General features: G+C 66.8%; 21 protein-coding genes and 1 pseudogene. 11 read left to right on the top strand and 11 right to left on the bottom strand.

Annotated elements, in window-relative coordinates:
- The first annotated feature begins 40 nt into the window (after window positions 1–40).
- Window positions 41–709, top strand: coding sequence for a DsbA family oxidoreductase (locus EUB48_RS19170; RefSeq protein WP_142820682.1), 669 nt, complete (start codon window positions 41–43; stop codon window positions 707–709).
- A gap of 28 nt (window positions 710–737) precedes the next feature.
- Here the strand turns inward: EUB48_RS19170 and EUB48_RS19165 are convergent, their stop codons facing one another.
- From EUB48_RS19165 to EUB48_RS19155, 4 genes are all read right to left on the bottom strand, one after another.
- Window positions 738–962: a glycine zipper 2TM domain-containing protein gene (locus tag EUB48_RS19165; RefSeq protein WP_142820681.1), complete on the bottom strand. Its 225-nt coding sequence runs from the start codon at window positions 960–962 to the stop codon at window positions 738–740.
- Between the two features lie 124 nt (window positions 963–1,086).
- Window positions 1,087–2,259, bottom strand: coding sequence for a M14 family metallopeptidase (locus tag EUB48_RS19160; RefSeq protein WP_142820680.1), 1,173 nt, complete (start codon window positions 2,257–2,259; stop codon window positions 1,087–1,089).
- 3 nt (window positions 2,260–2,262) lie between these two features.
- A complete protein-coding gene (locus EUB48_RS21455) occupies window positions 2,263–2,427 on the bottom strand; it encodes a nuclear transport factor 2 family protein (protein ID WP_168226784.1) in 165 nt (54 codons plus the stop codon).
- A 92-nt stretch (window positions 2,428–2,519) separates the two neighbouring features.
- A complete protein-coding gene (locus EUB48_RS19155) occupies window positions 2,520–4,070 on the bottom strand; it encodes a class I adenylate-forming enzyme family protein (protein WP_142820679.1) in 1,551 nt (516 codons plus the stop codon).
- 69 nt (window positions 4,071–4,139) lie between these two features.
- Here EUB48_RS19155 and dbpA point away from each other — a divergent pair, with 69 nt between their 5' ends.
- Window positions 4,140–5,534, top strand: coding sequence for an ATP-dependent RNA helicase DbpA (gene dbpA, locus EUB48_RS19150; RefSeq protein ID WP_142820678.1), 1,395 nt, complete (start codon window positions 4,140–4,142; stop codon window positions 5,532–5,534).
- Between the two features lie 85 nt (window positions 5,535–5,619).
- Here dbpA and EUB48_RS19145 read toward each other — a convergent pair whose 3' ends face one another.
- The 3 genes from EUB48_RS19145 to EUB48_RS19135 form a co-directional block, all read right to left on the bottom strand.
- Window positions 5,620–7,305 (bottom strand): WS/DGAT/MGAT family O-acyltransferase, encoded by a 1,686-nt coding sequence (locus EUB48_RS19145; protein ID WP_142820677.1) that lies wholly within the window; start codon window positions 7,303–7,305, stop codon window positions 5,620–5,622.
- A 183-nt stretch (window positions 7,306–7,488) separates the two neighbouring features.
- The gene (locus EUB48_RS19140) at window positions 7,489–9,675 is read right to left on the bottom strand and encodes a DUF6600 domain-containing protein (RefSeq protein WP_142820676.1); all 2,187 of its coding nucleotides are present in this window, start codon (window positions 9,673–9,675) and stop codon (window positions 7,489–7,491) included.
- Between the two features lie 161 nt (window positions 9,676–9,836).
- Window positions 9,837–10,607 (bottom strand): SDR family oxidoreductase, encoded by a 771-nt coding sequence (locus tag EUB48_RS19135; RefSeq protein WP_142821407.1) that lies wholly within the window; start codon window positions 10,605–10,607, stop codon window positions 9,837–9,839.
- Window positions 10,608–10,824: 217 nt separating this feature from the next.
- On the opposite strand from EUB48_RS19135, the gene EUB48_RS19130 reads away from it, so the two are divergent.
- On the top strand, window positions 10,825–11,892 hold the full coding sequence (locus EUB48_RS19130) for a DUF6352 family protein (protein WP_142820675.1): 1,068 nt from the start codon (window positions 10,825–10,827) through the stop codon (window positions 11,890–11,892).
- Between the two features lie 45 nt (window positions 11,893–11,937).
- A complete protein-coding gene (locus EUB48_RS19125) occupies window positions 11,938–12,876 on the top strand; it encodes a 1-phosphofructokinase family hexose kinase (protein WP_142820674.1) in 939 nt (312 codons plus the stop codon).
- On the opposite strand, the gene EUB48_RS19120 is transcribed toward EUB48_RS19125, so the two are convergent.
- Together EUB48_RS19120 and EUB48_RS19115 are read right to left on the bottom strand one after the other, a co-directional pair.
- Window positions 12,866–13,081 (bottom strand): hypothetical protein, encoded by a 216-nt coding sequence (locus EUB48_RS19120; protein ID WP_142820673.1) that lies wholly within the window; start codon window positions 13,079–13,081, stop codon window positions 12,866–12,868. The two genes, EUB48_RS19125 and EUB48_RS19120, sit on opposite strands and share 11 nt — an antisense overlap.
- A 16-nt stretch (window positions 13,082–13,097) precedes the next feature.
- Window positions 13,098–14,312, bottom strand: coding sequence for an NAD(P)/FAD-dependent oxidoreductase (locus EUB48_RS19115; protein WP_142820672.1), 1,215 nt, complete (start codon window positions 14,310–14,312; stop codon window positions 13,098–13,100).
- A 114-nt stretch (window positions 14,313–14,426) separates the two neighbouring features.
- Between EUB48_RS19115 and EUB48_RS21450 the strand changes: the two genes are divergently transcribed.
- Entirely contained in the window at window positions 14,427–14,591 is a 165-nt protein-coding gene (locus EUB48_RS21450) for a hypothetical protein (protein WP_168175083.1), read from the top strand.
- A 99-nt stretch (window positions 14,592–14,690) separates the two neighbouring features.
- Here EUB48_RS21450 and icmF read toward each other — a convergent pair whose 3' ends face one another.
- Complete coding sequence (gene icmF, locus EUB48_RS19110) at window positions 14,691–18,062, bottom strand: fused isobutyryl-CoA mutase/GTPase IcmF (RefSeq protein ID WP_142820671.1); 3,372 nt, start codon at window positions 18,060–18,062, stop codon at window positions 14,691–14,693.
- A 338-nt stretch (window positions 18,063–18,400) separates the two neighbouring features.
- Between icmF and EUB48_RS19105 the strand changes: the two genes are divergently transcribed.
- From EUB48_RS19105 to EUB48_RS19090, 4 genes are all read left to right on the top strand, one after another.
- Complete coding sequence (locus tag EUB48_RS19105) at window positions 18,401–19,636, top strand: ABC transporter substrate-binding protein (RefSeq protein ID WP_142820670.1); 1,236 nt, start codon at window positions 18,401–18,403, stop codon at window positions 19,634–19,636.
- 111 nt (window positions 19,637–19,747) lie between these two features.
- The gene (locus tag EUB48_RS19100; protein WP_077563765.1) at window positions 19,748–20,623 is read left to right on the top strand and encodes a branched-chain amino acid ABC transporter permease; all 876 of its coding nucleotides are present in this window, start codon (window positions 19,748–19,750) and stop codon (window positions 20,621–20,623) included.
- A 2-nt stretch (window positions 20,624–20,625) separates the two neighbouring features.
- Window positions 20,626–22,554 (top strand): branched-chain amino acid ABC transporter ATP-binding protein/permease, encoded by a 1,929-nt coding sequence (locus EUB48_RS19095; RefSeq protein ID WP_142820669.1) that lies wholly within the window; start codon window positions 20,626–20,628, stop codon window positions 22,552–22,554.
- A gap of 28 nt (window positions 22,555–22,582) precedes the next feature.
- Window positions 22,583–23,305 carry an ABC transporter ATP-binding protein gene (locus tag EUB48_RS19090; RefSeq protein ID WP_142820668.1) on the top strand — a complete coding sequence of 241 codons (723 nt, stop codon included), beginning with the start codon at window positions 22,583–22,585 and terminating at the stop codon, window positions 23,303–23,305.
- Window positions 23,306–23,323: 18 nt separating this feature from the next.
- Here EUB48_RS19090 and EUB48_RS19085 read toward each other — a convergent pair whose 3' ends face one another.
- Window positions 23,324–24,154, bottom strand: a complete 831-nt coding sequence (locus tag EUB48_RS19085) for a PPK2 family polyphosphate kinase (RefSeq protein ID WP_142820667.1) — start codon at window positions 24,152–24,154, stop codon at window positions 23,324–23,326.
- A gap of 172 nt (window positions 24,155–24,326) precedes the next feature.
- On the opposite strand from EUB48_RS19085, the pseudogene EUB48_RS21785 reads away from it, so the two are divergent.
- Both EUB48_RS21785 and EUB48_RS21780 read left to right on the top strand, forming a co-directional pair.
- Window positions 24,327–24,839 (top strand): annotated as a pseudogene (locus tag EUB48_RS21785) (MBL fold metallo-hydrolase); the annotation flags it as partial.
- A gap of 138 nt (window positions 24,840–24,977) precedes the next feature.
- Window positions 24,978–25,460: a rhodanese-like domain-containing protein gene (locus EUB48_RS21780; protein ID WP_420821463.1), complete on the top strand. Its 483-nt coding sequence runs from the start codon at window positions 24,978–24,980 to the stop codon at window positions 25,458–25,460.
- Window positions 25,461–25,526 lie beyond the last annotated feature (66 nt).

The following is a 25,526-nucleotide window of genomic DNA, read 5'->3' as shown; positions in this document are numbered from 1 at the left end:
CCAACTTGACTGTGACACCCGCAAATCATCAAGGCACATCATGACCACCCAACTCAAAATCGACTTTGTCTCCGACGTTTCCTGCCCCTGGTGCGTGATCGGCCTGAAATCGCTGGACGAGGCGCTGGCGCGCGTCGGCAAGGATGTCTCCGCCGAGCTGCATTTCCAGCCGTTCGAGCTCAATCCCCAGATGGCGCCCGAGGGCCAGGAGATTACCGAGCACATCACCGAAAAGTACGGCATCACGCCCGCGCAGGCGAATGCCAACCGCGAAAACATCCGTGCGCGCGGCGCGCAGGTGGGCTTCAAGTTCAGCATGGCGGATGAGCCCGGCGGTGGCCGCCACCGCATCTACAACACCTTTGACGCGCATCGCCTGCTGCATTGGGCCGAGCTGGAAGGCCTGGACAAGCAAAAGGCGCTGAAAGAGGCGCTATTCAAGGCCTACTTCACCGACGGCCAGAGCCCCGCCTCGCACGAGGTGCTGGCGCGGGTGGCGGGCGAGGCCGGCCTGGACGCCGCGCGTGCGCGCGAGGTCCTGGCTTCAGGCGCGTATGCCGATGAAGTGCGCGAGCGCGAGCAGTTTTACCTGGGCAGTGGCATTCACTCGGTGCCGGCCATCATCATCAACGAGCGCCATTTGATCTCGGGCGGGCAGCCCGCCGAAGTGTTCGAGCAGGCGCTGCGCCAGATCGCTGCCGAAGGCTGATGGCAGCGGCGGCGCAGCGCCGCGCCGATCATCGGCGGGGTTTGCTGGCTTCGTGGCCGATCACGCCGCCCACGGCGGCGCCGCCGATGGTTCCGAGGGCATCGCCCCCCGTCAACAGGGAGCCGCCAACTGCGCCGATGCCGGCGCCAATGGCGGTGTTCTGGCCTTGCCTCGACATGCCGGCACAGCCGCCCAGGCCGAGCAGCAGGGCCGCGGTGGCCGCACCGAGTGTAAATTTTTGCATCATTTTCATGGAACTACCTCTTTCTCTAACCAGGGTGAGCGGCGACATGGCCGTCCACGTCTTCAATGTAGAAGAAGCCCGGCGGCCGCGCTGTCGGGGCAGTTCGCGTTCCCGTGTAGGAGAGTGATGACAGTCAGCCTGCGCGCGAGGCGGTCATGCGCAGCGAGTCCGCCACCGCCAGCATCGGCTGCAGCACGCTGGCGCCCAGCTTTCTGGAGCGTTCGCCGCTCCAGCCATGGAGCTCGTCGGGCAGGTTGGCGTTGTCCTTGAACGGCATCTCGATGGTGAAGGCCAGGCAATCGAAGTGCTGGCTCACCCAATTGGTGGCGAGCGTGAGGTTGGCGCTGCCGGGTGCGGCCTGGCCGTAGCCCTGCCCGGTCTGAAAATCGGGGCTGGCGGCCAGCCACGCGGCCTTGAAGGCCGCCTCCAGCGCCGCCAGTCGCGGCGTGTAGCCCGGGTTGCCCTCTGCACCGGCCACGAAGTTGTACGGCAGGCTCTCGTCGCCATGCGCGTCCAGGCACAGGTCCACGCCGGTCTGCTGCATCGCCTGGCGCACCAGAAATACCTCGGGCGACTTTTCCAGGCTTGGCGTTTGCCATTCGCGGTTCAGGTTCGCGCCGGCCGCATTGGTGCGCAGGTTGCCGCGCACCGCGCCGTCGGGGTTCATGTTCGGCACCACGTAGAACACGCAGTGGTCCAGCAGCACGCGGTTCACCGGGTCGTCGCCGTCGAGCAGCCGCTCCAGAAACCCTTCGACAAACCACTCGGCCATGGTCTCGCCCGGGTGCTGGCGCGCGATCAGCCAGACCTTCTTTTTGTCGGTCGGCGCGGTGGCGCTTCGCGCATCGGTGATGCGCAAGAGCGTCATGTCGCGCCCGTCCAGTGTGGTGCCGAGGGGCCGCACCTCGACATGGTCGGATTGCCCGCTTGACCCGATCAGGTCGAGGTGGCGCTCGTACGAATAGGGTTCGAAGTAGGCGAAGTAAACGCTGTGCGTGTCGGGCGTGAGCCGGGCCGTCAAGACCTGGCCGTCGAAGCTCGTGGCTATGCGCAGCCAGTGCCGGCGATCGTGGCTGGCCAGCACGCGGTAGCCATCCCAGCCCTTGGGGAACGCGCACTGGCCCGCGTTCAGAAAGCGCAACGTTACCGGCAGGCCGGCCGCGCCCTGCAGCCGGAAGTGGAACCACTGCGCAAAGCCGGCCGCGTTGTCACTGCGGATGTTGAGCTGGATGTCATTCGGGTCGGCCAGGCTCACGACCTCGATGGCGCCTGAGTCGAACGAGGTGGAGATGCTCAGTGGCGCCATGGATCAGCCGGCGGCCTGCAGGTACTTCGCCGTGATGGCCTTGCCCGGCTGCGGCGTGTGCACCACGGGCGAGACGAACACCACGTCGTCGGCCAGCAGGCGCTCCAGCGCCGCCATGTCGCGGCTGCGCACGATTTCGTGCCACTGTTCAATCGGGGCAGGCATCATGGTGGTTTATCCTTTTCAGGCATCAAATCAGGCTGCAACCCTTGTTGCATATGCACTGAATGCTATTAAAAATGTAGTCATCGCGGGTGATTTCAAGGCGCCGCATAGCGCTCGCGCAGTTCGCGCTTGAGCACCTTGCCGATCGCGCTGCGCGGCAACTCGTCGATGAACTGCAGCGCGGCCAGCCGCTGCGTCTTGCCCACGCGGCCATTGAACCACTGCAGCAGAGCGTCCGCCTTGGTGTCGCTGCCCGGCCGCCCGACCACGAAGGCCACCGGCGTCTCGCCCCAGGCCTCGGACGGCACGCCGACCACCGCCACCTCCGCCACCGCGGGGTGCTCGCGCAGCACGGCTTCGAGGTCGCTCGGGTAGATGTTGAAGCCGCCCGAGATGATCATGTCCTTCTTGCGGTCGAAGAGCAGGAGAAAGCCGTCTTCATCGAAGCGGCCCACGTCGCCGGTGCGGATGAAGCGCTTGCCGGCGGGGTCGAACCATTCGGCCTCGCGCGTCTTGCCGGGCTGGCCGTGGTAGCCGGTCATCATGCCGGGCGAATGGCCAACCACTTCGCCGGCCTCGCCGCGCGGCACTTCACGGCCTTCGTCGTCGATCAGCCGGATATCGCTGGTCGCGGCGGGCCGGCCGACCGTGTGCAGCTTGGTGGGGTACAGGTGCGCTTCCAGAATGCAGGTGCCGCCGCCCTCGGTCATGCCGTAGTACTCGATCAGGCCACCGGGCCAGCGCCCCAGCACATCGGCCTTGAGCGCGGCCGAGAAAGGCGCGCTGGTGGAGAACTTGAAGAGGAAGCTGGACAGATCAAAACGGTCGAACTCGGGCCGCGCCATGATGCGCTGGTACTGCACCGGCACCAGCATGGTGTGCGTGGCGCGCTGTGCCTGCGCGAGCTGCAGGTAGCCGAGCGCGTCGAATTTTGGCATCAGCACCACGGTGCCGCCAAAGGCCAGTGTCGGGAAGAACATCACCAACGTGGTGTTCGAGTACAGCGGGGTGGCGAGCACCGTCACGGTGTTCGGGCCGTAGCTGAACTGGTCGCCGCGCTGCACATGGGCCCAGCGCATGCCGTGGCCCTGCACGATGCCCTTGGGCTCGCCCGTGGTGCCGGACGAATAGATGATGTTGAAGGGCGTGTCGGGGCGGATGTTGGCGCGCGCCGGTGTCGCGCCTTCAGGCGCCAGCCAGTCGTGCAGGGCACCCCCCGCGCTTGAGCCATCGAGCGCGATGCGCGGCACGGGCGCGGCGGTGGCCGGCGTGGGTGCCGCGTCTAGCGCCGCGGCCACGCCAGCATCCAGGAAAAACAACCTGGCCTGCGCGTCCGCCGCCATGCGCAGCAGGCTCTCGGGTGTCGAACTCGGTGCCAGCGGCGCCACCGCGACGCCGGCACGCAGTGCGCCGAGAAACACCGCGGCGTATTCGATCGAGGGGCTGGCGCAGATCGCAATCGCGTCGCCCACCTGCACGCCATCGCGTTGCAGCGCTGCGGCCGTGCGGTTCATCAGCGCATCGAGCGCGCCGTAGGTTAGCGTGCGCTCGCCCTCGACCAGCGCGCGCCGCGTCGGCGCCTGCGCGGCATGCTCGCGGATCAGCTCGGTAATGAGGCCAAAGTCTTGCTGCAAAAGGTCGTGCATGGTGAAGGTATCCGGAAGCTGTGGTCATCATAATGAATCAGGGGTGCGCGGCGTACCGATAATCGACGCATGACCACCTCTTCTTTCAGCACCTTGCCACTCAACCCTGCCGTGCTCGCCAACCTGCAGCAGCTGGGCTACCACGCCATGACGCCGATCCAGGCCGCCAGCCTGCCGGTGGCGCTGCTCGGCCAGGATCTGATCGCGCAGGCCCAGACCGGCAGCGGCAAGACGGCAGCCTTTGCACTGGCCCTGCTGGCGAACCTGAATCCGCGCCGCTTTGCCGTGCAGGCGCTGGTGCTGTGCCCCACGCGCGAGCTGGCCGACCAAGTCACGCAAGAGATCCGCCGTCTCGCACGCGCCGAGGAGAACATCAAGATCGTGACCCTGTGCGGCGGCGTGCCGATGCGCATGCAAAACGCCAGCCTGGAGCATGGCGCGCACATCGTGGTGGGCACGCCGGGGCGCATCATGGACCACTTGCAGCGTGGCACCTTGAATCTGGACGCGCTCAATACGCTGGTGCTGGACGAGGCCGATCGCATGCTCGACATGGGTTTTTTCGACGACATCGCCACCGTGGCGCGCCAGTGCCCGAAGGAGCGCCAGACGCTGCTGTTCTCGGCCACCTACCCCCAAGGGATTGAAAAAATCGCGCGGCAATTCATGCGCGAGCCCCGGCAGATCAAGGTGGAGGCGCAGCATACTGCGGACGTGATCGAGCAGCGCTTCTACCAGGTCACGCGCGCCAGCCGGTTGCCCACGGTGGCGCTGCTGCTGAACCACTTCCGCCCGGTCAGCACGCTGGCCTTTTGCAACACCAAGCAGCAGTGCCGCGAGCTGGTCGCGCTGTTGCAGGCGCAGGGCTTCAGCGCGCTGGCGCTGTTTGGCGAACTGGAGCAGCGCGAGCGCGACCAGGTGCTGGCGCAGTTTGCGAACCGCAGCTGCTCCGTGCTGGTCGCCACCGACGTGGCCTCGCGCGGGCTCGACATCGAGCAGCTGGAGGCGGTGATCAACGTCGACATCACGCCCGACGCCGAGGTCCACGTGCACCGCATCGGCCGCACCGGGCGCGCCGGCGAATCGGGGCTGGCGCTGAGCCTGGCGAGCATGGACGAGATGGGCTTTGTCGGCAAGATCGAGCAGTACCAGAAGCGCGAATCCGTCTGGCACAAGGTGGAAGAGCTCACGCCCGCGAGCGCCGAGCCGCTGCTGCCGCCCATGGTGACGCTGCAGATCCTGGGCGGGCGCAAGGAAAAGATCCGCCCCGGCGACGTGCTGGGCGCGCTCACGGGCGAGGCGGGATTCAGCCGCGAGCAGGTCGGCAAGATCAACGTGACCGAGTTCTCCACCTTTGTCGCGGTGCAGCGCGACATTGCGCAGGACGCCCTGCGCAAACTCAATGCCGGCAGAATCAAGGGCAAGAGCGTCAAGGTGCGGCTGATGGAGGTCGATCGGCCTTGATTGACAAGAGAATCGACCTGTAGCCCTTGCCGTATATACGCGATCAGCTATTGAAACAATAGCGTCACGGACTGGGCCTTGAACCTCATGCGGCCGCCCGACGGCTGCGCGCGGGACGCGATGGTTTGGGTTGACCCGCCACCAGTTGCAGCGCCACGGGCGTTTTTCGGGCCGTCGTTTTGGGGCTGGGCCTGGTTTTGGACGCGGGCTTCCGGGCGACTGCCTTTTGGGGCGTCGCCGGCTTGGCGCGGGCGGGCGTCCCGGCTTTGTGGGCTGGCGCGGCGTGCGCCACAGGTTCGGCTACCGCGGCGGGTGTGAGCTTCAGCAACTCCTCGTGCGCCGCCTGCATGTACCTGGCCAGTTCCGGCAGGTCGGGCATGGCCTTGCGGCAGGCGGTCAGGCCGAAGTCGAGCGAGCCGTTGTAACTCTGCACGGTTACGTTCAGCGCCATGCCGTGCCCCACGATGGACACGGGGTAGTAGGTCAGCATTTTCGCGCCCGCCAGGTACAGCGCAAACTTGGGGCCCGGTACGTTGGAGATGGCGACGTTGACGACCGGCGGCAGGCGGTTCGCCAGCCTGGAGCGGCCATACAGCGACACCAGGCCGCCAATGAGCCAGGGCGCGCCCAGCGAGGGAAAGTCCATCGGCACCACCGACTTCATGCTGGCCGTCATGGCCTTGGCCGCCAGGCTCGATTGCCGGATTGCCTGCAGCCGCTGCCCCGGGTCGGCAAGGGTGCTGGCCAGGCTCACGCGCATCATCGAGGCCTGCGTGTTCATCTCGGTATTGCCCTTTTCGCGCAGGCTCACCGGGACGCCGACCAGCAGCGGCTCGGTTGGCTCGCAGCCCAGGTCGGCCAGGTAGTGGCGCAGCGCGCCCGAGCAGATCGCCATCACCACATCGTTCAGGGTCACGCCCTGGCCCTTGGCAATGTGCTTGATCTCGCTCAAGGGAATCGAAAAGCTGGAAAAAATCCGCTGGTTGGTGACGCTCACATTGATGGGCGTTTTGGGGCCGAACCACTGGTTGCCAATGGCTCCCTTGACGCCCTTGACCGGGGTGGGCGCGGCGGCTTCGGCGCCAGGCGTCTCGGCGGGCGCCGGGCGCAGCATTTGCACCGTGCTGCGCAGCATGGCCGGCAGGGCGCGGGCCAGCCTGGCCGCCTGCACCAGAGAGTTCTTCAGGCCGGCACCCGTCAGCTCGGCAATGCCGTAGGTGTCGTGGTCCATCACGCGGCGCGGCGGCGCCGCGCGCACCGTGCGTGGCACCGGGCCGAGGTCCATGATGGACTGGGCCAGCACGGCGCCGCCCTCGCCGTCCAGCGCGGCGTGGTGCACCTTGGAGTAGAACGCCACGCGGCGCGTGCCCTTGGGGGCATCGGGCGGGGTCTCGACGCCCTCGATCACATAGAACTCCCACAGCGGACGGCTGCGGTCGAGCTGGCTCGAATGCAGCCGGCCCACCAGATTGTCCAGCTGCGCGCGGTTGCCGGGCTTGGGCAGCACCGTGCTGCGGATGTGGTATTCCAGATCGAGGTCGTCATCGGCGACCCAGACCGGATTGGCCAGTTCGAACGGCATGTTCAGCAGTTTGCGCTGGAACACGGGCGCCAGGTGCATGCGGCGCTCGATGTGCCGGCGCACGTCCTGCACGAATTCGCCCTTGTAGCCGGGCGGCAGCTCGAAGATGTTGAGCCCACCCACATGCATGGGCATTTCGGGTGTTTCAAGGTACAGGAACGAAGCGTCGATGCCGCCGAGGTGGTCCATTACAGTCTCCAGGGGTTTTGGTGCCGGGCTGCGATCTTGAACCATTTGCGGCAAAAGCGGTAGCGCCTGGGCGTCACCAGGCGCATGGCCGCGGACGCCTCCCTTGCCTGACGCCGCTGGCCCCCGCCCCTGCCCTCCCTCAAAAGGGGAAGGAGTCAGGCCCGAACCTTCTGTCAATCGGCGTCAGTTGACCTGCACCGGCCGCGGCTCTTCGCGACGCAGCGGCTGCCGCTCGCCTTCGGGTTTGGGCCTGACCCGGTTTTCGGGCGCCGGAACCGCGCGCTGCTCTTGCGGCGGCCTTGCACGCTGGGCCTGGGCTTCAGCCTGCGCTTGCCGCATTTGCTGCTCCTGCTGCGCGCGCTGGGCCTGGGCTTGGGCTTGGGCCTGGGCTTGGGCTTGGGCCTGACGCGTCTGCTGCTGCGCACGCTGCGTCTGCATCTGCTGCTCCTGCTGCATGCGCTGTGCCTGGACTTGGCGCATCTGCTGTTCCTGTTGTGCGCGCTGGGATTCTTGTGCCTTCTGCTGCGCCTGCATCTGCGCGGCGCGCGCTGCCTGTTCGTTTTGCGCCTGCTCGCGCTGGGCATTTTGCTGGCGCAGTCCTTGTTCGCGCTGCGCCTGTTCGCGCTGCATTGGCTCCTGCTGCACCGCTGGCTGGTGCGGCACGGCTTGCGGCGGCTGCACCGGTGCTGCCGCGGGGTGTGGCACCACGATGGCCTCGTTGCGCGCAGGCGCCGACGGCTCGCGTTGTCCGCGCGGCACCAGCGGCACGCCGGCCAGCGGCGGTCGCACCGTCGGCGCGGCCGGTGCCGCCGGACTGGCGGGGCCGGGCGGGGTCAAGCCGCGCGGCGTGCCGCCGTCCGCGTTGCGCGCCGGCTCGGGGCGCAGTTGCGGGTTTGGCAGCGCTTCACGCGCCGGCGTAGTACCGGCCCGGCCCCGGTTGAAGACCGGGTTGGAGACGACGCGCCGGTCGATCACCGCGGCCGGCGGCGCGGGATGCGCCTGCGTCAGCTTTGATGCGCCGAATACGCTGCGCGGGTCGCGCGTCGGCGCCGGCGGCGCCACCACGCGGGCGCGCTCCAGCTCGGCCGCGGCCACGGGGCGCGCGTTGCCGCGCACATGCTGGCCCTGGGCGAACGCGGCCACCGTCACCGCCGTCACGGCGGCCGGCAGGTGCTGGTAGCGGTAGACGTTGGTCACATTCGTGATGTTCGTGACGTTGTGGTTGATCACCATCCGGTTCACGTTGTTGACGTAGGTCGGGCTGGCCCGGTAGCTCGGGTGCCAGGCCTCGCCGGGCGCCAGCGGGAACCAGGCCACGCCGGGCTGCACGGCGCCGCCCACCGAGAGGTTGAAACTGATGCCGCCGGCACTGCCGCCGACAAAGCCCACCAATGCCGGCGCATAAACCGGACGGACGTTGCGGGCGCCAGGAACCCAGCACCAGCGCGAGCCGCGCTGGGCCCAGCGGCCGTAGTGGAACGGCGCGAAGCCCCAGGGCTCGTCGTCAATCCAGGTCCAGCCCCAAGGCGCGATCGAGGCCCAGTGGCCCACGCGGTAGGGCGCCCAGTCGGCCACCGTCACGCGCGGCACCCAGACGACGCCGTAGCTCGGGTCATTCTCCCAGTCGCCGTAGTTGTCCAACTGCTGGTAGCCGATGACGTCGCGCGAGACATAGCGCGCCGAGATGGAGCGGTCTTCGTCCAGATCGCGCGCCTGCGCCCAGCGGTCGAACGGGTCCAGCGCCGGCGCGGTCTGCGCGGCGACCTGCGCCAGGCCGGCGCCCGAGAAAGTGATCTGCTCACGCGCGTTGATGTCCGCCGAGGCGCCGTCGCTGCCGTACACGACGGCGCTGCCCGACTGCACCGTGACCCGCGTGGTGCCGCTGGCCGGGTCCACGTCGATGCGATAGTCGCCCGGCTGCGAGGCCGTGAACGCCAGGTTCGGCGTGTCGATCTCGAAGCGCTGGCCGGGCGGCAGGCTGCGCACGCGCGCGATCAGGCTGCCCTGGGTCAGGGCGAGCTGCACGGTCTGGTCGTCCAGCGTGGAAAAACCCAGGCTGGTGGCGCCGTCCAGGCGCACGGCGGTGGAGTCGATATGCAGCTCGGAGCGCGCACCCGCGTCGTTCCAGAGCCGGTCGCCCTGGGTCAGCGGCCGGTTCAGCACCGCGCCGGCCCACTGGTCGAATCCGGCAGGCGCGAAGCTCACGGGCCCGTCGAAGTAATTGAGTTGCGCCACGCGATCGGGCGGGTCAACTGGCGTCTGCGCGAAGGCGCCGGTGCCGGCGCCCAGGGCGGCCATCAGCACCAGGATGGGCACCAGCATCCGCCGTGCGAGCCACCCGCGGCGTGAAAAAAATGCGTTTGAAGTCACGTTCTTGTCTCCCGCGGCCTGTGGTCAGGGCGGCCGCGATGGTTCACCCTGCTCTTTAGAACGCGCCAGCGCGGATAAAGACCACCCGCGCCGGGTCAACAAAAGCAAAATCCCGTCGCCGATTGCAACGGGGTGTAAGGCGGCGGCGCGCCGGGCGGCCTTCAACGTGCGTGTGTGACACCGCCATCGACCACCAGGGTCGAGCCCACCACATAGTCGCCCGCGGTTGAGGCCAGGTAGATCGCGGCGCCAGCCATGTCCTCGTCGCGCCCGATGCGCCCGGCCGGGATGTGCTTGATGACTTCGTCGGCCTGGTCGCGCGCGGTCCTGTTCATGTCGGAGGCGAAGGCACCGGGTGCGATGGCACTCACCACGATGTTGTCCTTGACGAGGCGCAGCGCCATGCGGCGCGTGAGCTGGATCAGGCCGGCCTTGCTGGCCGCATAGGAGTAGGTCTCCTGCGGGTTCACCGAGATGCCGTCGATGGACGCGATGTTGATGACCTTGGCCGGCCGGGTCTGGGCCGCGAGCCGCAGCTGCGCGCTGAGCGCCTGCGTCAAAAAGAAGGGCGCCTTGAGGTTCAGGTCCACCACCTTGTCCCAGCCGCTTTCGGGGAACTCGTCAAACGGCGCGCCCCAGGCCGCGCCGGCGTTGTTGACCAGGATGTCGAGTTTTCCCTCGCGCGCCGCGAAGGCGGCCGCCAGCGCCTGCGCGCCCGCCACGCTGGACACATCGGCCGGCAGCGAGACACAGGGGCCGATACTGGAGAGCTCGCGCGCCGTCTCGTCGCAGGCCGCCGCCTTGCGTGCCGAGATGTAGACGCGCGCGCCCTGCGCCAGAAAACCGGCCGCGATCATGCGGCCGATGCCGCGCGAGCCGCCCGTGACGAGCGCCACGCGGCCCTGGAGGGAGAAAAGATCGTTCATGTTCATCGTGCTCATCGTGCGGCTCCTGAAAATAATGAGGACGAGGTTACCGCCAAGCCAGGCGATGGGCCGTCACCTGGGCGCCAGTATCGTTCTTTGCCATGAACGGGAGCTCCTGATCAAATCAGCCTGTAGTCCTTATAAGGTATGCACATAATGCTATTAAAACAGGAGCAACCGGAGTTGCTTAAACTGGGGCTCAATCCTTGCTTCAAATCGCTCCATGCAAAATTTCTGGCCCTCCAGTGGCTTTGACCAGCTCCGGCGCAATGCGCGCGGCTGGCTGGTGCCCACCGACGACTACCTGCGCCTGTTCCTGGCGCGCCCCGAGCTGGCGCTGGTGCCCGAGTCCTGCGATGCCGAGAGGGCCTTGCACGCAGCGCTGGTGTTGCAGCCATCGCGGGCCGTGACACCGCGCGAACAGGGCGCCCTCGCCGACGCGGATGCGCGCGCCAACTATGCATTGTTCCTGCGCTTTCGCGACGCCCTGCTGTCGGCCGGCACGCTCGAGGGCTACTACCTCAGCCTGTTCCGCCGCGGCCACGTGGACATACCGCCGCTGTTCGTGGACCTGCTGGCGCAGGCCATCGTGCGCAACGTGCTCGATGACTCGACCGACGTGTACGAGCTGCGTGCCGGCGAAATGCTGTTTCGCGCCCAGCGCATCTCAACCCAGGGCGGGCAGATCCTCGCGGCCGACCGCGACGTGGTGGATCTGCTGAGCGAGACGGGCGGTCTCGGCGAGATCGGCCGCCTGCTGACGCAGGCCAACGCGCCGATGCGCGCGCTGGAGATGGCGGTGCTGGCCGAGCACAACGCGCCGCGCTACTGGCAGGACGGCGAGCGCCACCGCTTCTTGCTGGACCTGACGCACGAGGTCCGCAACGACCTCAGCCACGGCTTGACGCTCACCATGACGCGCGCGCGCTCGGGCCTGGGTGCGCTCGCGCGCGTGCTGGAAAGATGGATTGCGCACTTTCTGGGCGTGGCCGTGCATATCCGGCCCGAGCCCAGAATCGACGACCCGGCGTGGCGCTGGCACGTCGGGCTCGACACCGAAGCCACGGCGCTGCTCAATGACCTGTACGAAGGCAACGCGGTCGAGGCCGAACGCCAGCAAAGGCTGCTCAGCCTGTTCCGGCTGGACTTTGCCGATCCCCAGGAGATGCGCGCGGATGTGGCGGGCAAACCGGTCTATCTGGGACTTGCAACGAGCGCCGACCAGGGGGTCAAGCTGAAACCGCAAAACCTGCTGGTGAATTTGCCGCTGGGCGCCGCGCGTCCACAATAGGGATCCTCCATCCTATAGCCTGCCTTGCCCCGGCGCCCCGCGACGATGACCGACATCCTGACCGTCACCATGAACCCGGCCGTCGACGTGTCCACCTCCGTCGACAAGGTGCTGGACACGCACAAGCTCAGGTGCAGCCCGGCGCAGCGCCACGCGGGCGGCGGCGGCGTCAACGTGGCGCGCGTCGTGCAGCGCCTGGGCGGCGACTGCGTGGCGTTCTACCCGGCCGGCGGCGCCACCGGTGAGCTGCTGCGGCAGCTGCTCGACGCGGAAGGGGTGCGCAGCCAGTGCCTCGCGCTCGACGAGGCCACGCGCGAGAACTTCACGGTCGGCGAGACCTTGAGCGGGCGCGAGTTCCGCTTCGTGCTGCCCGGCCCGACCCTGGCGCCGGCGCAGTGGCAGGCCTGCCTGGCACAGATCGGCGCATCCGAGGCGGCGCCGCGCTACCTGGTGCTCAGCGGCAGCCTGCCGCCCGGCGTGCCGGTGGATTTCTATGCCCGGCTCGCGGGGCCGGCGCGCGCGCGCGGCACGTGCGTGGTGCTGGACAGCTCGGGGCCGGCGCTGGCGGCGGCGCTGCACGCCGGGGTCGATATTGTCAAGCCCAGCCTGCGCGAGCTGCGCGAACTCACGGGCCAGCCGCTGGCGGGCGAGTCCGAGTGGCGCGCGGCGGCGCAGCAGATCGTTGATCAGGGCCAGGCCCGGATGGTGGCGCTGTCGCTCGGGGCCGAAGGCGCGCTGCTCGTGACGGCCGATGCGAGCTGGCGCGCGCCGGGCCTGGCGGTGCCGGTATGCGGCGCCACCGGCGCGGGCGACAGCTTCGTCGGCGCCATGGTCTGGGCGCTGGCGTGCGGAGCCGATCTGCCGCAGGCCCTGCGCTACGGCGTGGCCGGCGGCTCCGCAGCGCTGCTGTCGAGCGGTACCGCGCTGTGCCAGAAGGCGGACGTGGAGCGGCTCTGCCGGGAGGTCCGGCTCGTCACGGCTTGAAGGCCTTGTCGTCCCACGCCTGGCAGGAGCGGTCCAGCGTGACCCGGTCCTCGCCGGGCTGCAGGGCGCGCAGCACATGGCTTTGCTTGCCGATGCACAGCAGCAGCGCCTCCGCAGGGCTGGCGCGCATGGCGCGGCACTTCATCTGCAGGCGCTCGGGGTCGCGGCCCGCGTTGAAGTCCAGGAGGCATCGCACGATACCCATCGCCATTCCTGCATCGCTATTCGGTGAACAGGTGCAGCAACCCGCGCGCCGTGAACAGATCGCCGGGGTTGCGGGTTTCGTCGAGCACGCCGGCCAGGCGTTGCCGCAGCCGCGCACTGCGCCGCGCACGCCAGATCACCAGATCGGCCAGCCAGGGATGGCGGTTCGCCCGGTTGGCCTGGGCATAGAGGTCGAAACGCGGCTTCAAGGCCAGCAGGCGCGCTTCGTAGTCGGCGCGCACCACGGCGTCGCCTTGGCGCGCGCCGGCCAGCAGCGCCTGCGCCGCATGGATGCCGGTCTCCAGCGCCTTGCCGATGCCCTCGCCAGTGAACGAGTAGGTGCTGCCTGCCGCCTCGCCCGTGACCAGCAGCCCGGGCCGCGACAGCCGCGCACCCTCCAGCGTGCAGCGCAGCGGCGCGCCCTTCAAGGGGCCGAGCAGCGTGCCGCCGGCCAGCAGCTCGCGCGCCGGGGTGTGGATCCGCGTGAAATCGTCGAACACCTGGCGCAGATTGGCCTCGCCGCCCGGCTGCCGGGTGGGGCGGTCAAGCGTGCCCACGCCGATGTTGAAAACACCGCCCGGGCACGGAAAGATCCAGCCGTAGCCGGGCGCGAGCGTGCGGTGCCAGACCACTTCGAGCGCGTTGATGGACGCGGCCGGGGCCTCGTGCTTCACATAGCCGCGCAGCGCCACGCCGCTGGGCGTGTGGCGCAATGCCATGCCGGCCGCCAGTAGCGCCTGCGGTACGGCGCCGGTTGCCAGCACGACCCAGCGCGCGCGCAGCTCGCGCGTGACCTCGCCGTGCTGCAGCCGCGCACCGACCACGGCGTCGCCGTCCTCCAGCGGTTGGATAAAGCGCAGCGGCGCGAACATGCGCGCGCCGGCTGCCACCGCGGCGCGGCACACGATCTCGTCGAGCCGGCGGCGCGGCAGCACCGCCAGCATGGCGGGCACGTCAATGCGCCCGCCGCGCGGGCCGACGCAGCGCACGAAGCGGGCCGGCTGCGCCTCGCCCATCACGGCGTCCCATACGCTGAGCCGGCGCAGCGCCTCGTGGGCATCGGGAATCAGGCCGTCGCCGCAGGCCTTGTCGCGCGGAAAGGCGTGCTGGTCGATCAGCACCACGTCCCGCCCGCCGCGCGCGAGCAGCTGCGCCGCCGCGCTGCCGGCCGGGCCGGCGCCGACGACGAGCACGTCGCAGGCGGCCGGAAGCTGTTCGATGTCAAGATTCATGACGGGGCAGGGCGCAAGGCACCGCGGGGGATCGGAGTCTGGATTCCAGGAGTCTGCCACGCGGGCAAGTGCGGGGATAATTGGGGGTTTCCTAAAACCCACCGGAGTTATTGCATGGCCAAGAAAATCAGAACCGAGAGCGACATCTGCGCGCCCAAACCCATTCCCGCACCGGGCTACACCACCACGGCCGGCCGCGGGCAAAAACGCAGCCTGGAGCGTGGCACGGCCACCAATAACAAGAAAAACCCGGGCAAGCGGCCGAAAAAGGGCGGCTGATCCGCAGGGCGTTGGCGTTACGATAAAAATCGGGCGCCAGCCCTTGATCTGTGGGCGCTGATAGCTACGAAATTCGTAGCGTTCGCGCCCACATTTCATTTACATATTGCGGCGGTACTGCCCGCCGACCTCGAACAGCGCATTCGTGATCTGGCCCAGCGAACACACGCGCACGGCCTGCATCAGCACCTCGAACACGTTTTTGTTCTCGATCACGGCGAGCTGAAGTTTTTTCAGCATCGCGGGGGATTCCTTGGCGTGGCGCTGGTGGAAGTCGGCCAGCCGTTTCAGCTGACCCTGCTTTTCCTCGTCGGTGGATCGCGCCAGCTCCAGCTTGTCCTGCACGGCGTCGCCATGCGGGTTGCGGAAGGTGTTCACGCCCACGATGGGCAGCTCGCCCGTGTGCTTGAGCATTTCGTAGTGCATCGACTCGTCCTGGATGCGCCCGCGCTGGTAGCCGGTTTCCATGGCACCGAGCACGCCGCCGCGCTCGGCGATGCGCTCGAACTCCAGCAGCACCGCCTCTTCCACCAGCTCGGTCAGCTCTTCGATGATGAAGCTGCCCTGGTTCGGGTTCTCGTTCTTGGCCAAACCCCACTCGCGGTTGATGATGAGCTGGATCGCCATCGCGCGGCGTACCGAATCCTCGGTCGGCGTCGTGATGGCCTCGTCGAAGGCATTGGTGTGCAGTGAATTGCAGTTGTCGTAGATCGCGATCAGCGCCTGCAAGGTGGTGCGGATGTCGTTGAACTGGATCTCCTGCGCGTGCAGGCTGCGGCCACTGGTCTGGATGTGGTATTTGAGCTTTTGGCTGCGCTCGTTGGCGCCGTATTTGTCGCGCATGCTCACGGCCCAGATGCGCCGGGCCACGCGCCCCATCACGGTGTATTCCGGGTCCATGCCGTTGCTGAAGAAAAAGCTCAGGTTGGGCGCGAAGTCGTCGATGTGCATGCCGCGCGCCAGGTACGCCTCGACAAAGGTGAAGCCGTTCGATAGCGTGAAGGCGAGCTGGCTGATCGGGTTCGCGCCGGCCTCGGCGATGTGGTAGCCCGAGATCGACACGCTGTAGAAGTTGCGCACCCGGTTGTGCACGAAGTACTCGGCGATGTCGCCCATCACCTTGAGGCTGAACTCGGTCGAGAAGATGCAGGTGTTCTGGCCCTGGTCTTCCTTGAGGATGTCGGCCTGCACCGTGCCGCGTACATTCTCCTGCACCCATTCGCGGATCTTGGCGGTCTCCGTCTCGGTTGGCTCGCGCCCGTTGTCCTGTTTGAACTTGTCGATGTTCTGGTCGATCGCGGTGTTCATGAACATCGCCAGGATGGTCGGCGCCGGGCCGTTGATGGTCATGCTGACCGAGGTGCTGGGGCTGCACAGATCAAAACCGCCATACAGCACCTTCATGTCGTCCAGCGTGGCGATCGACACGCCCGAGTTGCCGACCTTGCCGTAGATGTCGGGGCGCGGGTCGGGGTCGTTGCCGTACAGCGTCACGGAATCAAACGCGGTGGAGAGCCGCTTGGCCGCCATGCCGGAACTCAGCAGCTTGAAGCGGGTGTTCGTGCGAAACGCGTCGCCTTCGCCCGCGAACATGCGGGTCGGGTCCTCGCCCTCGCGCTTGAACGCGAAGGTGCCGGCGGTGTAGGGGTAGCTGCCGGGCACGTTGTCGAGCATCAGCCACTGCAGGATCTCGCCATGGTCCTGGTATGAGGGAAGCGCCACCTTGCGGATGGTGGTGCCCGACAGCGATTTGGTGGTCAGCGCGGTGCGGATCTCCTTGTCGCGGATCTTCACCACGTACTCGTCGCCGGCATAGGCCTTTTGCATTTCGGGCCACTGGGCCAGCAGCTTCTTGGCCGGCGGGTCCTGCGTGTGCTCGCGCGCCACGGCCAGGTCAATCGCGGCCTCGGCGGCGCGCGCCTTGCCGGGCTTGGCCACCGCCAGCATGGCAGCAGCGGCGCGCAGCTGCTGGATCTCGCGTGCCAGCTGGGCCTGCTCGCGCGCGCGCTTCTTGTAGCCGCGCACGGTGTCGCTGATCTCGGCCAGGTAACGCGTGCGGGCTGCCGGCACTACGGGGGTCTGATTCGTGCTGTGCCGCACGTTCACGTGCGGCAGGCTGGACTTGCCGAACTTGAGGCCGAGTTCGGCCAGTCGCACGCTGAGGGCCTGATACAGCGCGGTCACGCCGTCGTCGTTGAAGCGCGCGGCCATGGTGCCGAACACCGGCATCTGGTCGGGCGGCGTGGTCCAGGCCTCTTTGTTGCGCTGCACCTGCTTGGCCACGTCGCGCAGTGCGTCGAGCGCGCCCTTGCGGTCGAATTTGTTGATGGCCACAAACTCGGCAAAGTCCAGCATGTCGATTTTTTCGAGCTGGCTGGCGGCGCCGAACTCGGGCGTCATCACGTACATCGGCACGTCCACATGCGGCACGATGGCGGCGTCGCCCTGGCCGATGCCCGAGGTCTCCACCACGATCAGATCAAAACCGGCCACCTTGCAGGCGGCAATCACGTCGGGCAGCGCGGCACTGATTTCGGAGCCGAAGTCGCGCGTGGCCAGGCTGCGCATGAACACGCGCTGGCCGTTGTCGGTGGCGGCCGTGGCCGGCTTGGCGGACACCTTGGTCGGCGGCTTGCGCCACGGACCAATCGCATTCATGCGGATGCGGTCACCCAAGAGCGCGCCGCCACTCTTGCGCCGTGACGGGTCGATGGAGATCACCGCCACGCGCAGGCTGTCGTTCTGATCCAGCCGCAGGCGCCGGATCAGCTCGTCCGTGAGCGATGACTTGCCGGCGCCGCCGGTGCCGGTGATGCCGAGCACGGGCACCTTTTTCGTCGCCGCCTGGGTGCGCAGGGTCTGGACCAGCGCCGCCAGTTGGGGATCGGTGCTTTCGCCGGCCGCTGGCGCCGCGGTGTTTTCGAGCGCCGTGATCAGCTGGGCCAGCGCGCGCCAGGCCATCTCGCCGTGGCCCTGGAGGGCGCCAATGTCCCTGGGCGCAAAGCCGCTGAGGTCCTTGTCACAGCGCATCACCATCTCGCCGATCATGCCGGCCAGGCCCATCTTCTGGCCGTCTTCGGGGCTGAAGATGCGTGCCACGCCGTAGGCCTGCAGCTCGCGGATCTCGGGTGGCACGATCACGCCGCCGCCGCCGCCAAAGACCTGGATGTGCTCGCCGCCGCGGCTTTTGAGCAGATCCACCATGTACTTGAAGTACTCGACATGGCCGCCCTGGTAGGAACTGATGGCGATGCCCTGTGCGTCTTCCTGCAGCGCGGCGGTCACGACCTCGTCCACGCTGCGGTTGTGGCCCAGGTGGATGACCTCGGCGCCCATGCCCTGCAGGATGCGCCGCATGATGTTGATGGCCGCGTCGTGCCCGTCGAACAGGCTGGCGGCCGTGACGAAGCGCACCTTGTGCGTGGGGCGGTAGTTGGCAAGGGCTTTGTATTCAGCGGACAGGTCGGTCATGGTGTCTCCGCGCGGGGCAGCGTTGGTTGTCGGTCGGGTCTGGGATGGCACGATCCTAATTGACGTTTACGTAAACGTCAATTAGAAGCGGAACCCTCCGGGACTCTTTTTAGCATCAGGGAATTCAGGGTATACCCGCAAATTGCCATTATTCCTCCTGCATGTCCGGGTGCAATGGGCCGTCTGCAAGTCCCATGCAAGGTTCGCGTCCGATAGTGGGTCCGAGTTCCCCAAAGGGGATGGGTGAAGGGCTCACGTGCGGCGTTGGTGCCCAGCTTGCGCTGGCGCTTCAAGGCGAGGCACTTCACACGGGATTCGTTTATCAACCTGGAGACAGAATGAAATTTAGTTTTGCAAAGCTGGCCGTTGCGTCGGCCGTCCTGGCCGTTGCCGGCGTCGCGACTGCCGCGGAGCCCATCAAGATCGGGGTGGACGGGCCCTTCACGGGCGGCTCATCGTCGATGGGGGTCAGCATGCGCGATGGCGTGCGTCTGGCGATCGATGAAATCAACAAATCCGGCGGCGTTCTGGGGCGCAAGCTGCAGGCGGTGGAGCGTGACGACGAGGCGAAAAACGAGCGCGGCTCGCAAATTGCCCAGGAATTGATCAACAAGGAAAAAGTAACGGCGGTGGTGGGCTATATCAACACCGGCGTGGCGCTGGCGTCGCAGCGTTTCTTCCAGGACGCCAAGATCCCGGTCATGAGCAACGTGGCCACCGGCAGCGTGATCACCAAGCAGTTCAAGGACCAGCCCGACAACTACGTTTTCCGCAATTCGGCGCATGACAGCATCCAGGCGCCGATGATCGTGGAAGAGGCCATCACCCGCCGCGGCTTCAAGAAGGTCGCCATCCTGGCCGACTCCACCAACTACGGCCAGCTGGGCCGCGAGGATCTGGAAACCGCGCTCGCGGCCAAAGGCGTCAAGCCGGTGGCGGTCGAGAAGTTCAACATCAAGGACGTCGACATGACGCCCCAGCTGCTCAAGGCCAAGGAGGCCGGCGCCGATGTCGTGCTCACCTATGGCATCGGCCCCGAGCTGGCCCAGATCGCCAACGGCATGACCAAGCTGGGCTGGAAAGTCCCCCTGGTGGGCAGCTGGACCCTGTCAATGGCCAACTACATCGACAATGCGGGCCCCGGCGGCGAGGGCGCGCGCATGCCGCAGACCTTCATCCAGGAGCCCAACACGCCCAAGCGCAAGGCCTTCATCGACGCGTACCTGAAGACCTTCAAGCCCAAGAACAACCGCATCGATTCGGCCGTGTCGGCGGCGCAGGGTTATGACTCCGTGTACCTGCTGGCGGCCGCCATCAAGCAGGCCAACAGCACGGACGGCCCGAAGATTCGGGAAGCGCTGGAAAACCTGCACACCAAGGTGGACGGTGTCGTGACGGTGTACGACAAGCCGTTCACCCATGACGACCATGACGCCATCACGGCCAACATCCCGGTGATGGGCGAGGTGAAGGCCGGCCGCGTGGTCTACGCCTACGCCGACGACCTGAAAAAAGGCGCGGACCTGCGCGTGAAAGACGCCAAGGCCAAGGCTGCACCGGCTGCCAAGAAGTAATCGGATCCTTGTCGTTATCGTGCTTCAAGACAAACACCGCGCGGACCTTTGGGGCCCGCGCGGTGTTTTTTATAGCTTTGTCGTCGTTGGCATTTTCGCGGAACGCAACTTATGGAAATCCTGCTTCAACTGATCTACAGCGGTGTCTCGCTCGGCATGATCTATGCCGTGATCGCGTTTGGGTATCAACTGACCTTCCAGACCTCGGACACCCTCAATTTCGGCCAGGGCGATGCGCTGATGCTGGGCGCCATGGTCGGACTCACGCTGGTCAACCTGGGCGTCAACTACTGGCTGATGATTCCGCTGGTGATCGTGTTCGGGCTGTTGCAGGGGGCGCTGGTGGAGCGCGTCGGCGTGCGTCCCGCCATCAAGATCAAGAGCGAGTTCGGCTGGATCATGTCGACCATCGCGCTGGGAATTATTTTCAAGAACGTGGCCGAGAACGTCTGGGGTCGCGACGACCTGCGGTTTCCCTCCCCGCTGCCCGAATCACCGCTGAAGGTGTTCGGCGCCAATGTGCTGCCGATGGAAATCCTGGTGGTCGTGGGCGCCGTGCTGATGATGCTGGCCGTCGAATTCTTCAACCGCAAGACCATCTATGGCAAGGCCGTGGTGGCCACCTTCAATGACCGGGACGCGGCCAAGCTGATGGGCATCAACACCGGCCTGGTGATCACATTCTCCTACGCGCTGTCTTCCGCCACGGCAGCTTTTGCCGGCGTGCTGATCGCACCGCTGACGTTGACGGGCGCCACCATGGGGGCCGTGCTCGGCCTCAAGGCCTTCGCCGTCGCCATCATCGGCGGGCTGACCAGCGGCATGGGCATCATCGTGGGCGGCATCATTTTGGGCATTGCCGAAACGACCACCGGTTTTTATATCTCGACCGGCTACAAGGATGTCCCCGGCCTGGTGCTGCTGCTGGCCGTGCTGGCCATCAAGCCGGCCGGCCTGTTTGGCAAAACCGCCATCAAGAAAGTTTGACGATGAACCGGAAGTTTCTTTTGGTCTCGGTGTTGTGCCTGGCCGCGCTGGGTGCCGTGCCGTGGTTTCTGCCCAACCCGTACTACATTCACCTGATCGCCACCATCATGATCTACGCGATCCTGCTGTTCGGCCTGGACATCGTGGTGGGCTATACCGGCCAGGTGTCGCTCGGGCATGCCGGCCTGTTCGGCATTGGCGCCTACGCGACCGGCGTGCTGTTCATGAAGCTGGGGGCGTCCCTGTGGCTGACCATTCCGGCCAGCATCCTGGTGACGGCGGGCTTTGGCGCGCTGCTGGCGCTGCCGGCGCTGCGTGTGACGGGCCCTTATCTGGCCATGGTGACGCTGGCGTTCGGCACCATCATCCAGATCCTGATCAACGAGATGGACTTCCTCACCGAAGGCCCGCTCGGCATCAAGATCCCCAAGCCCAGCGTGGCGGGCTACACGTTCGACGAGCGTGCCTTTTACTGGCTGGTGTTTGCGCTGATGCTGCTGTCGCTGATCGTGGTGCACCGGATTTTGAAGTCCCAGCTCGGGCGCGCCTTCGAGGCGCTGCGTGGCAGCCCGGTGGCCTCCGACTGCATGGGCGTGTCGGTGTACCGCTACAAGGTCTACGCGTTCGTGATCAGCGCCGGCTTTGCCGGACTGGCGGGCAGCCTGTATGCGTATTCGGAGCAATACATTTCGCCCAATACCTACAACTTTGAGCTGACGGTGCTGTTCCTGCTGGCCGTCATCATGGGCGGGCGCAAGACCCGCACGGGGGTCCTGCTGGGGGCTGCCATCATCGTGATGCTGCCCAAGCTGCTCGACGACCTGGACACGTTTCGCATCGTTGCCTCGGCGCTGGCCCTCTTGATCACGGTGGGCGCGGGCGTGGGCATAGCCAAAAAGATGGCGTCGCCGAAGATCATGTGGATCCCGGTGGTCGGGGCCATCGCGCTGGCCGGGTTTTCGTTCTGGCTGGATTCCATCACGGACTGGCGCCTGTCCATTTTCGGCCTGATGATCCTGTTTGTGGTGTATTACCTGCCCGATGGCATCGTGGGTTTTGTGCGCAACCTGCTGGCCTTCCGCAAGGGCGGCCGCGTCGCAAGGGTCGCGTCCGCCGGCGCCGATTCCGGCAAGGACGCCCTGGGGCTGGCCGCGTCGGCGGGCGAGGCCACGCTGCTGGTGGCCAAGGGCGTGCTGATGCAGTTTGGCGGCCTCAAGGCGATCAATGAGGTAGACCTGCTGATCCGGCGCGGCACGATCCATGGCCTGATCGGCCCCAATGGTTCGGGCAAGAGCACCATGATGAACGTGCTGACCGGCATTTACGTGCCCACCGCGGGCAGCATCGAGTTCGCCGGCCGTTCGGTGGTCGGACGTACCTCGTCCGACATCGCCCTGTCGGGCATTGCGCGCACCTTCCAGAACGTGCAGCTGTTCGGCGAAATGACGGCGTTGCAAAACATCCAGGTGGGCCTGCATCACACGTTTGACAGCCACATCGTCGACGTGTCGCTGAACACGCCGCGCTACCAGCGCGAGGAGGCGGCTGCGATCGAGCGCGGCCTGGGCCTGCTGCGCTTTGTCGGCCTGGAAGACATGGCCTTCGAGGAGGCGCGCAACCTGCCCTACGGCAAGCAGCGCCTGCTGGAGATCGCACGCGCGCTGGCGCTCGATCCGCAGCTGCTGCTGCTGGACGAGCCGGCCGCCGGCCTGACCGCGCCGGACATTAAGGAGCTGATCTCCATCATTCGCAAGATCCGCGACCACGGCATCACCGTGATCCTGATCGAGCACCACATGGACGTGGTCATGAGCATCTGCGACACCGTCTCGGTGCTGGATTTTGGCCAGAAGATTGCCGAAGGCCGGCCGGCCGAAGTGCAGGCCGACCCGAAGGTCATCGAAGCCTATCTGGGTGGCCAGGCGGCGTAGACCCAACAGGAACAGGCAAGTCATCACTATGTTGAGCATCAAGAACCTCGAAGTGGGTTACGGCAAGATCCAGGTCCTGCACGGCATTTCCATTGACGTGCCCAAGGGCAAGGTGGTCACGCTGATCGGCTCCAACGGCGCCGGCAAGACGACCACCATGCGGGCGGTCTCGGGCATGATCAAACCGACCGCGGGCAGCATCACGCTGCAGGGCAAGCGCGTCGATGGCCTGGAGTCCTACACCATTGCCAAGCTGGGCCTGGCGCATTCGCCCGAGGGCCGGCGCGTGTTTGCGACCATGAGCGTGACCGACAACCTGACCCTGGGGGCTTTTCCGCGCCTGACCGGCAGCCGTCCCAAGGGCGATGTGGCGGGTGACCTGGAGCGCGCGATGGAGCTGTTTCCGCGCCTGAAGGAGCGCCGCAACCAGCTGGCCGGCACGCTGTCGGGCGGCGAGCAGCAAATGCTGGCGATGGCCCGCGCGGTCATGCTGAATCCGGAGATCGTGCTGCTCGACGAGCCCTCGATGGGGCTGGCGCCGATTCTGGTCGAGGAAGTCTTTCGCATCATTGCCAGCCTCAAGGCGCGCGGCGTCACCATGCTGCTGGTGGAGCAGTTTGCCGCCGCGGCGCTGCAGGTGGCGGATTACGGCTATGTCCTGGAAAACGGCCGCATCTCCGTGCATGGCGAGGCCGAGCGCCTGCGCGACGACCCGGCCGTCAAGGCCGCCTATCTGGGCGGCGGGCACTGAATCGGTTGCTGCGGCAGGCTACTTGACCTTCAGCCCGGCCAGCTTCGGGTCGCTGGGCGGGTAGCGCAGCTCCAACTGGCGCAAGGTGTCGCGCACGATGGTGGCGATCATCAGGTTGCGGTGCGTCTTCGAGTCGGCCGGCACCACGGTCCAGGGCGCCCAGGCCGTGCTGGTGGCGCCCAGCAGCGCCTCGTAGGCCTGCTGGTACGCGGGCCATTGCTTGCGCACCTCCAAGTCACCCAGACTGAACTTCCAGTGCTTGGTGGGGTCATCCACGCGCTCCTGCAGGCGCACGCGCTGCTCCTCGAAGCTGATGTGCAGCATGAATTTGAGCACCACGGTGCCGGTCTCCACCAGCAGCCGCTCGAACTCGTTGATGTGCCGATAGCGTTGGTGCGTCTGCGCCGGCGTGATCCAGCCGTTGACCACCGGCACCAGCACCTCTTCGTAATGGCTGCGGTTGAAAATCATCACCTGGCCCGCGCCGGGCATTTTCTGGTGGATGCGCCACAGGTAGTCGTGCGCGCGTTCTTCCTCGGACGGCACCTTCCAGCCGATGGTGTCCACGCCCAGCGGACTGAGCTGGCCGAACACGCCGCGGATGGTGCCATCCTTGCCCGCGGCGTCGATGCCTTGCAGCACCACCAGCAGTTTGTAGCGCCGGTCGGCGTAAAACAGTTCCTGCAGCATGTCCAGCTCCAGCGCCAGGGTCTCGACGCGGGCCTTGTCCTGGGCCTTGTCCCCGATGGAAAAAGGCCGGGCCTTGGGGTCGAAGTCGGCCAGCCGGCAGGGTTTGCCGCTCGCCTCAACGTGCGGCTGCCACGGTGCCAGAAGTTTGTCGATATTCATAAGGTCAATCGCACTGCGGCCCTCATGCCGGCTGCCAGGGATGCTCCAAAAACAAGAGCGTCAAGGCCGCCGCTCAAAACCGACGCCAGCGACTGCCGATAAGAATGCATGCAGGGCTCCTTAACGTTCTAAACTTCGGGTGCGAGTCAGGATACCTCTCTTGGAGATTGCCATGAAACCCCTGCAGCTTTTCGATCCCGCCTCCAGCACCTACACCTATGTGCTGTTTGACGAGGCCACGCGGGACGCGCTCATCATCGATCCGGTGGACGAGCAGGTCGAACGCGATCTGGCCGTGCTCAAGCAGCACGGCCTCAAGCTGGCGTGGACGGTGGAGACCCACGCGCATGCCGACCACATCACCAGCGCCGGGCTGCTGGCCGAGCATGCCGGCGCCAAAACGGCCGCGCCGGCAGGCTGCGGCATCAGCACGGCGTCGGTGCAACTCAAGCACGGCGAGGTGTTGCGTTTCGGCGGCGAGGCCATCACCGCGCTGCACACGCCCGGCCATACAGCGGGCGGCATGAGCTATCTGTGGAAGACGCGCGGCGGCGACCATGTTTTCACCGGCGACACGCTGCTCATCAACGGCTGCGGGCGCACCGACTTCCAGTCCGGCAGCGCCGCGGATCTGTACCGCAGCCTGACCGAGGTGCTGTTCGCGCTGCCCGATGCCACCACCGTCTGGCCGGCGCACGACTACCAGGGCCGCACGCATTCGACCATTGGCGCCGAGAAGGCAGGCAACGCGCGCGTGGCCGGCAAGACGCTGGCCGAGTTTGTCGCCACCATGGACGCGCTGGGCCTGCCCAAACCCAAACGCATGGACGAGGCGGTGCCGGCCAATCAGAGCTCGGGCCTGCGCCACGACGCCGGTGCGGTGGCCCTGGCCCAGCCGGACGCGCCGCGCCCCGCGCAAGGTTACGCCGGCGATGTGTCGGCGCAGCTGGCGTACCGCTGGTGGCAGGCGGGCGAGGCCGTGCTGGTGGACGTGCGCACCGATGCCGAACGCGAATGGGTCGGCTTCGTGCCCGGCGCGGTGCCGCTGGCCTGGAAGCAGTGGCCCGGCATGGCCATGAACCCGGCGTTCGATGCCGGCCTCAAGGAAGCCGTGCCGCCGGGCAAGAAGGTAGTGCTCTTGTGCCGCAGCGGCGTGCGCTCGATTGCGGCGGCCAGGCGTGCGACCGAGCTGGGCCTGCAGGCCTACAACATTCTGGAAGGTTTCGAGGGCGACCCGGATGAGCAGGCGCACCGCGGCCGCAAGGGCGGCTGGCGCCTGCGCGGCCTGCCGTGGCGGCAAGCCTGAGCAGCGCCGCACTATGCGCAGTGACAAGCGTGGAGGCTATCGGCCGCCGCGCCGGGCCGCCCCAAG

The sequence above is a fragment of the Rhodoferax sediminis genome, from assembly GCF_006970865.1.
GTDB lineage: Bacteria > Pseudomonadota > Gammaproteobacteria > Burkholderiales > Burkholderiaceae_C > Rhodoferax_A > Rhodoferax_A sediminis.
This window is presented reverse-complemented; position numbering and strand designations above follow the sequence as displayed.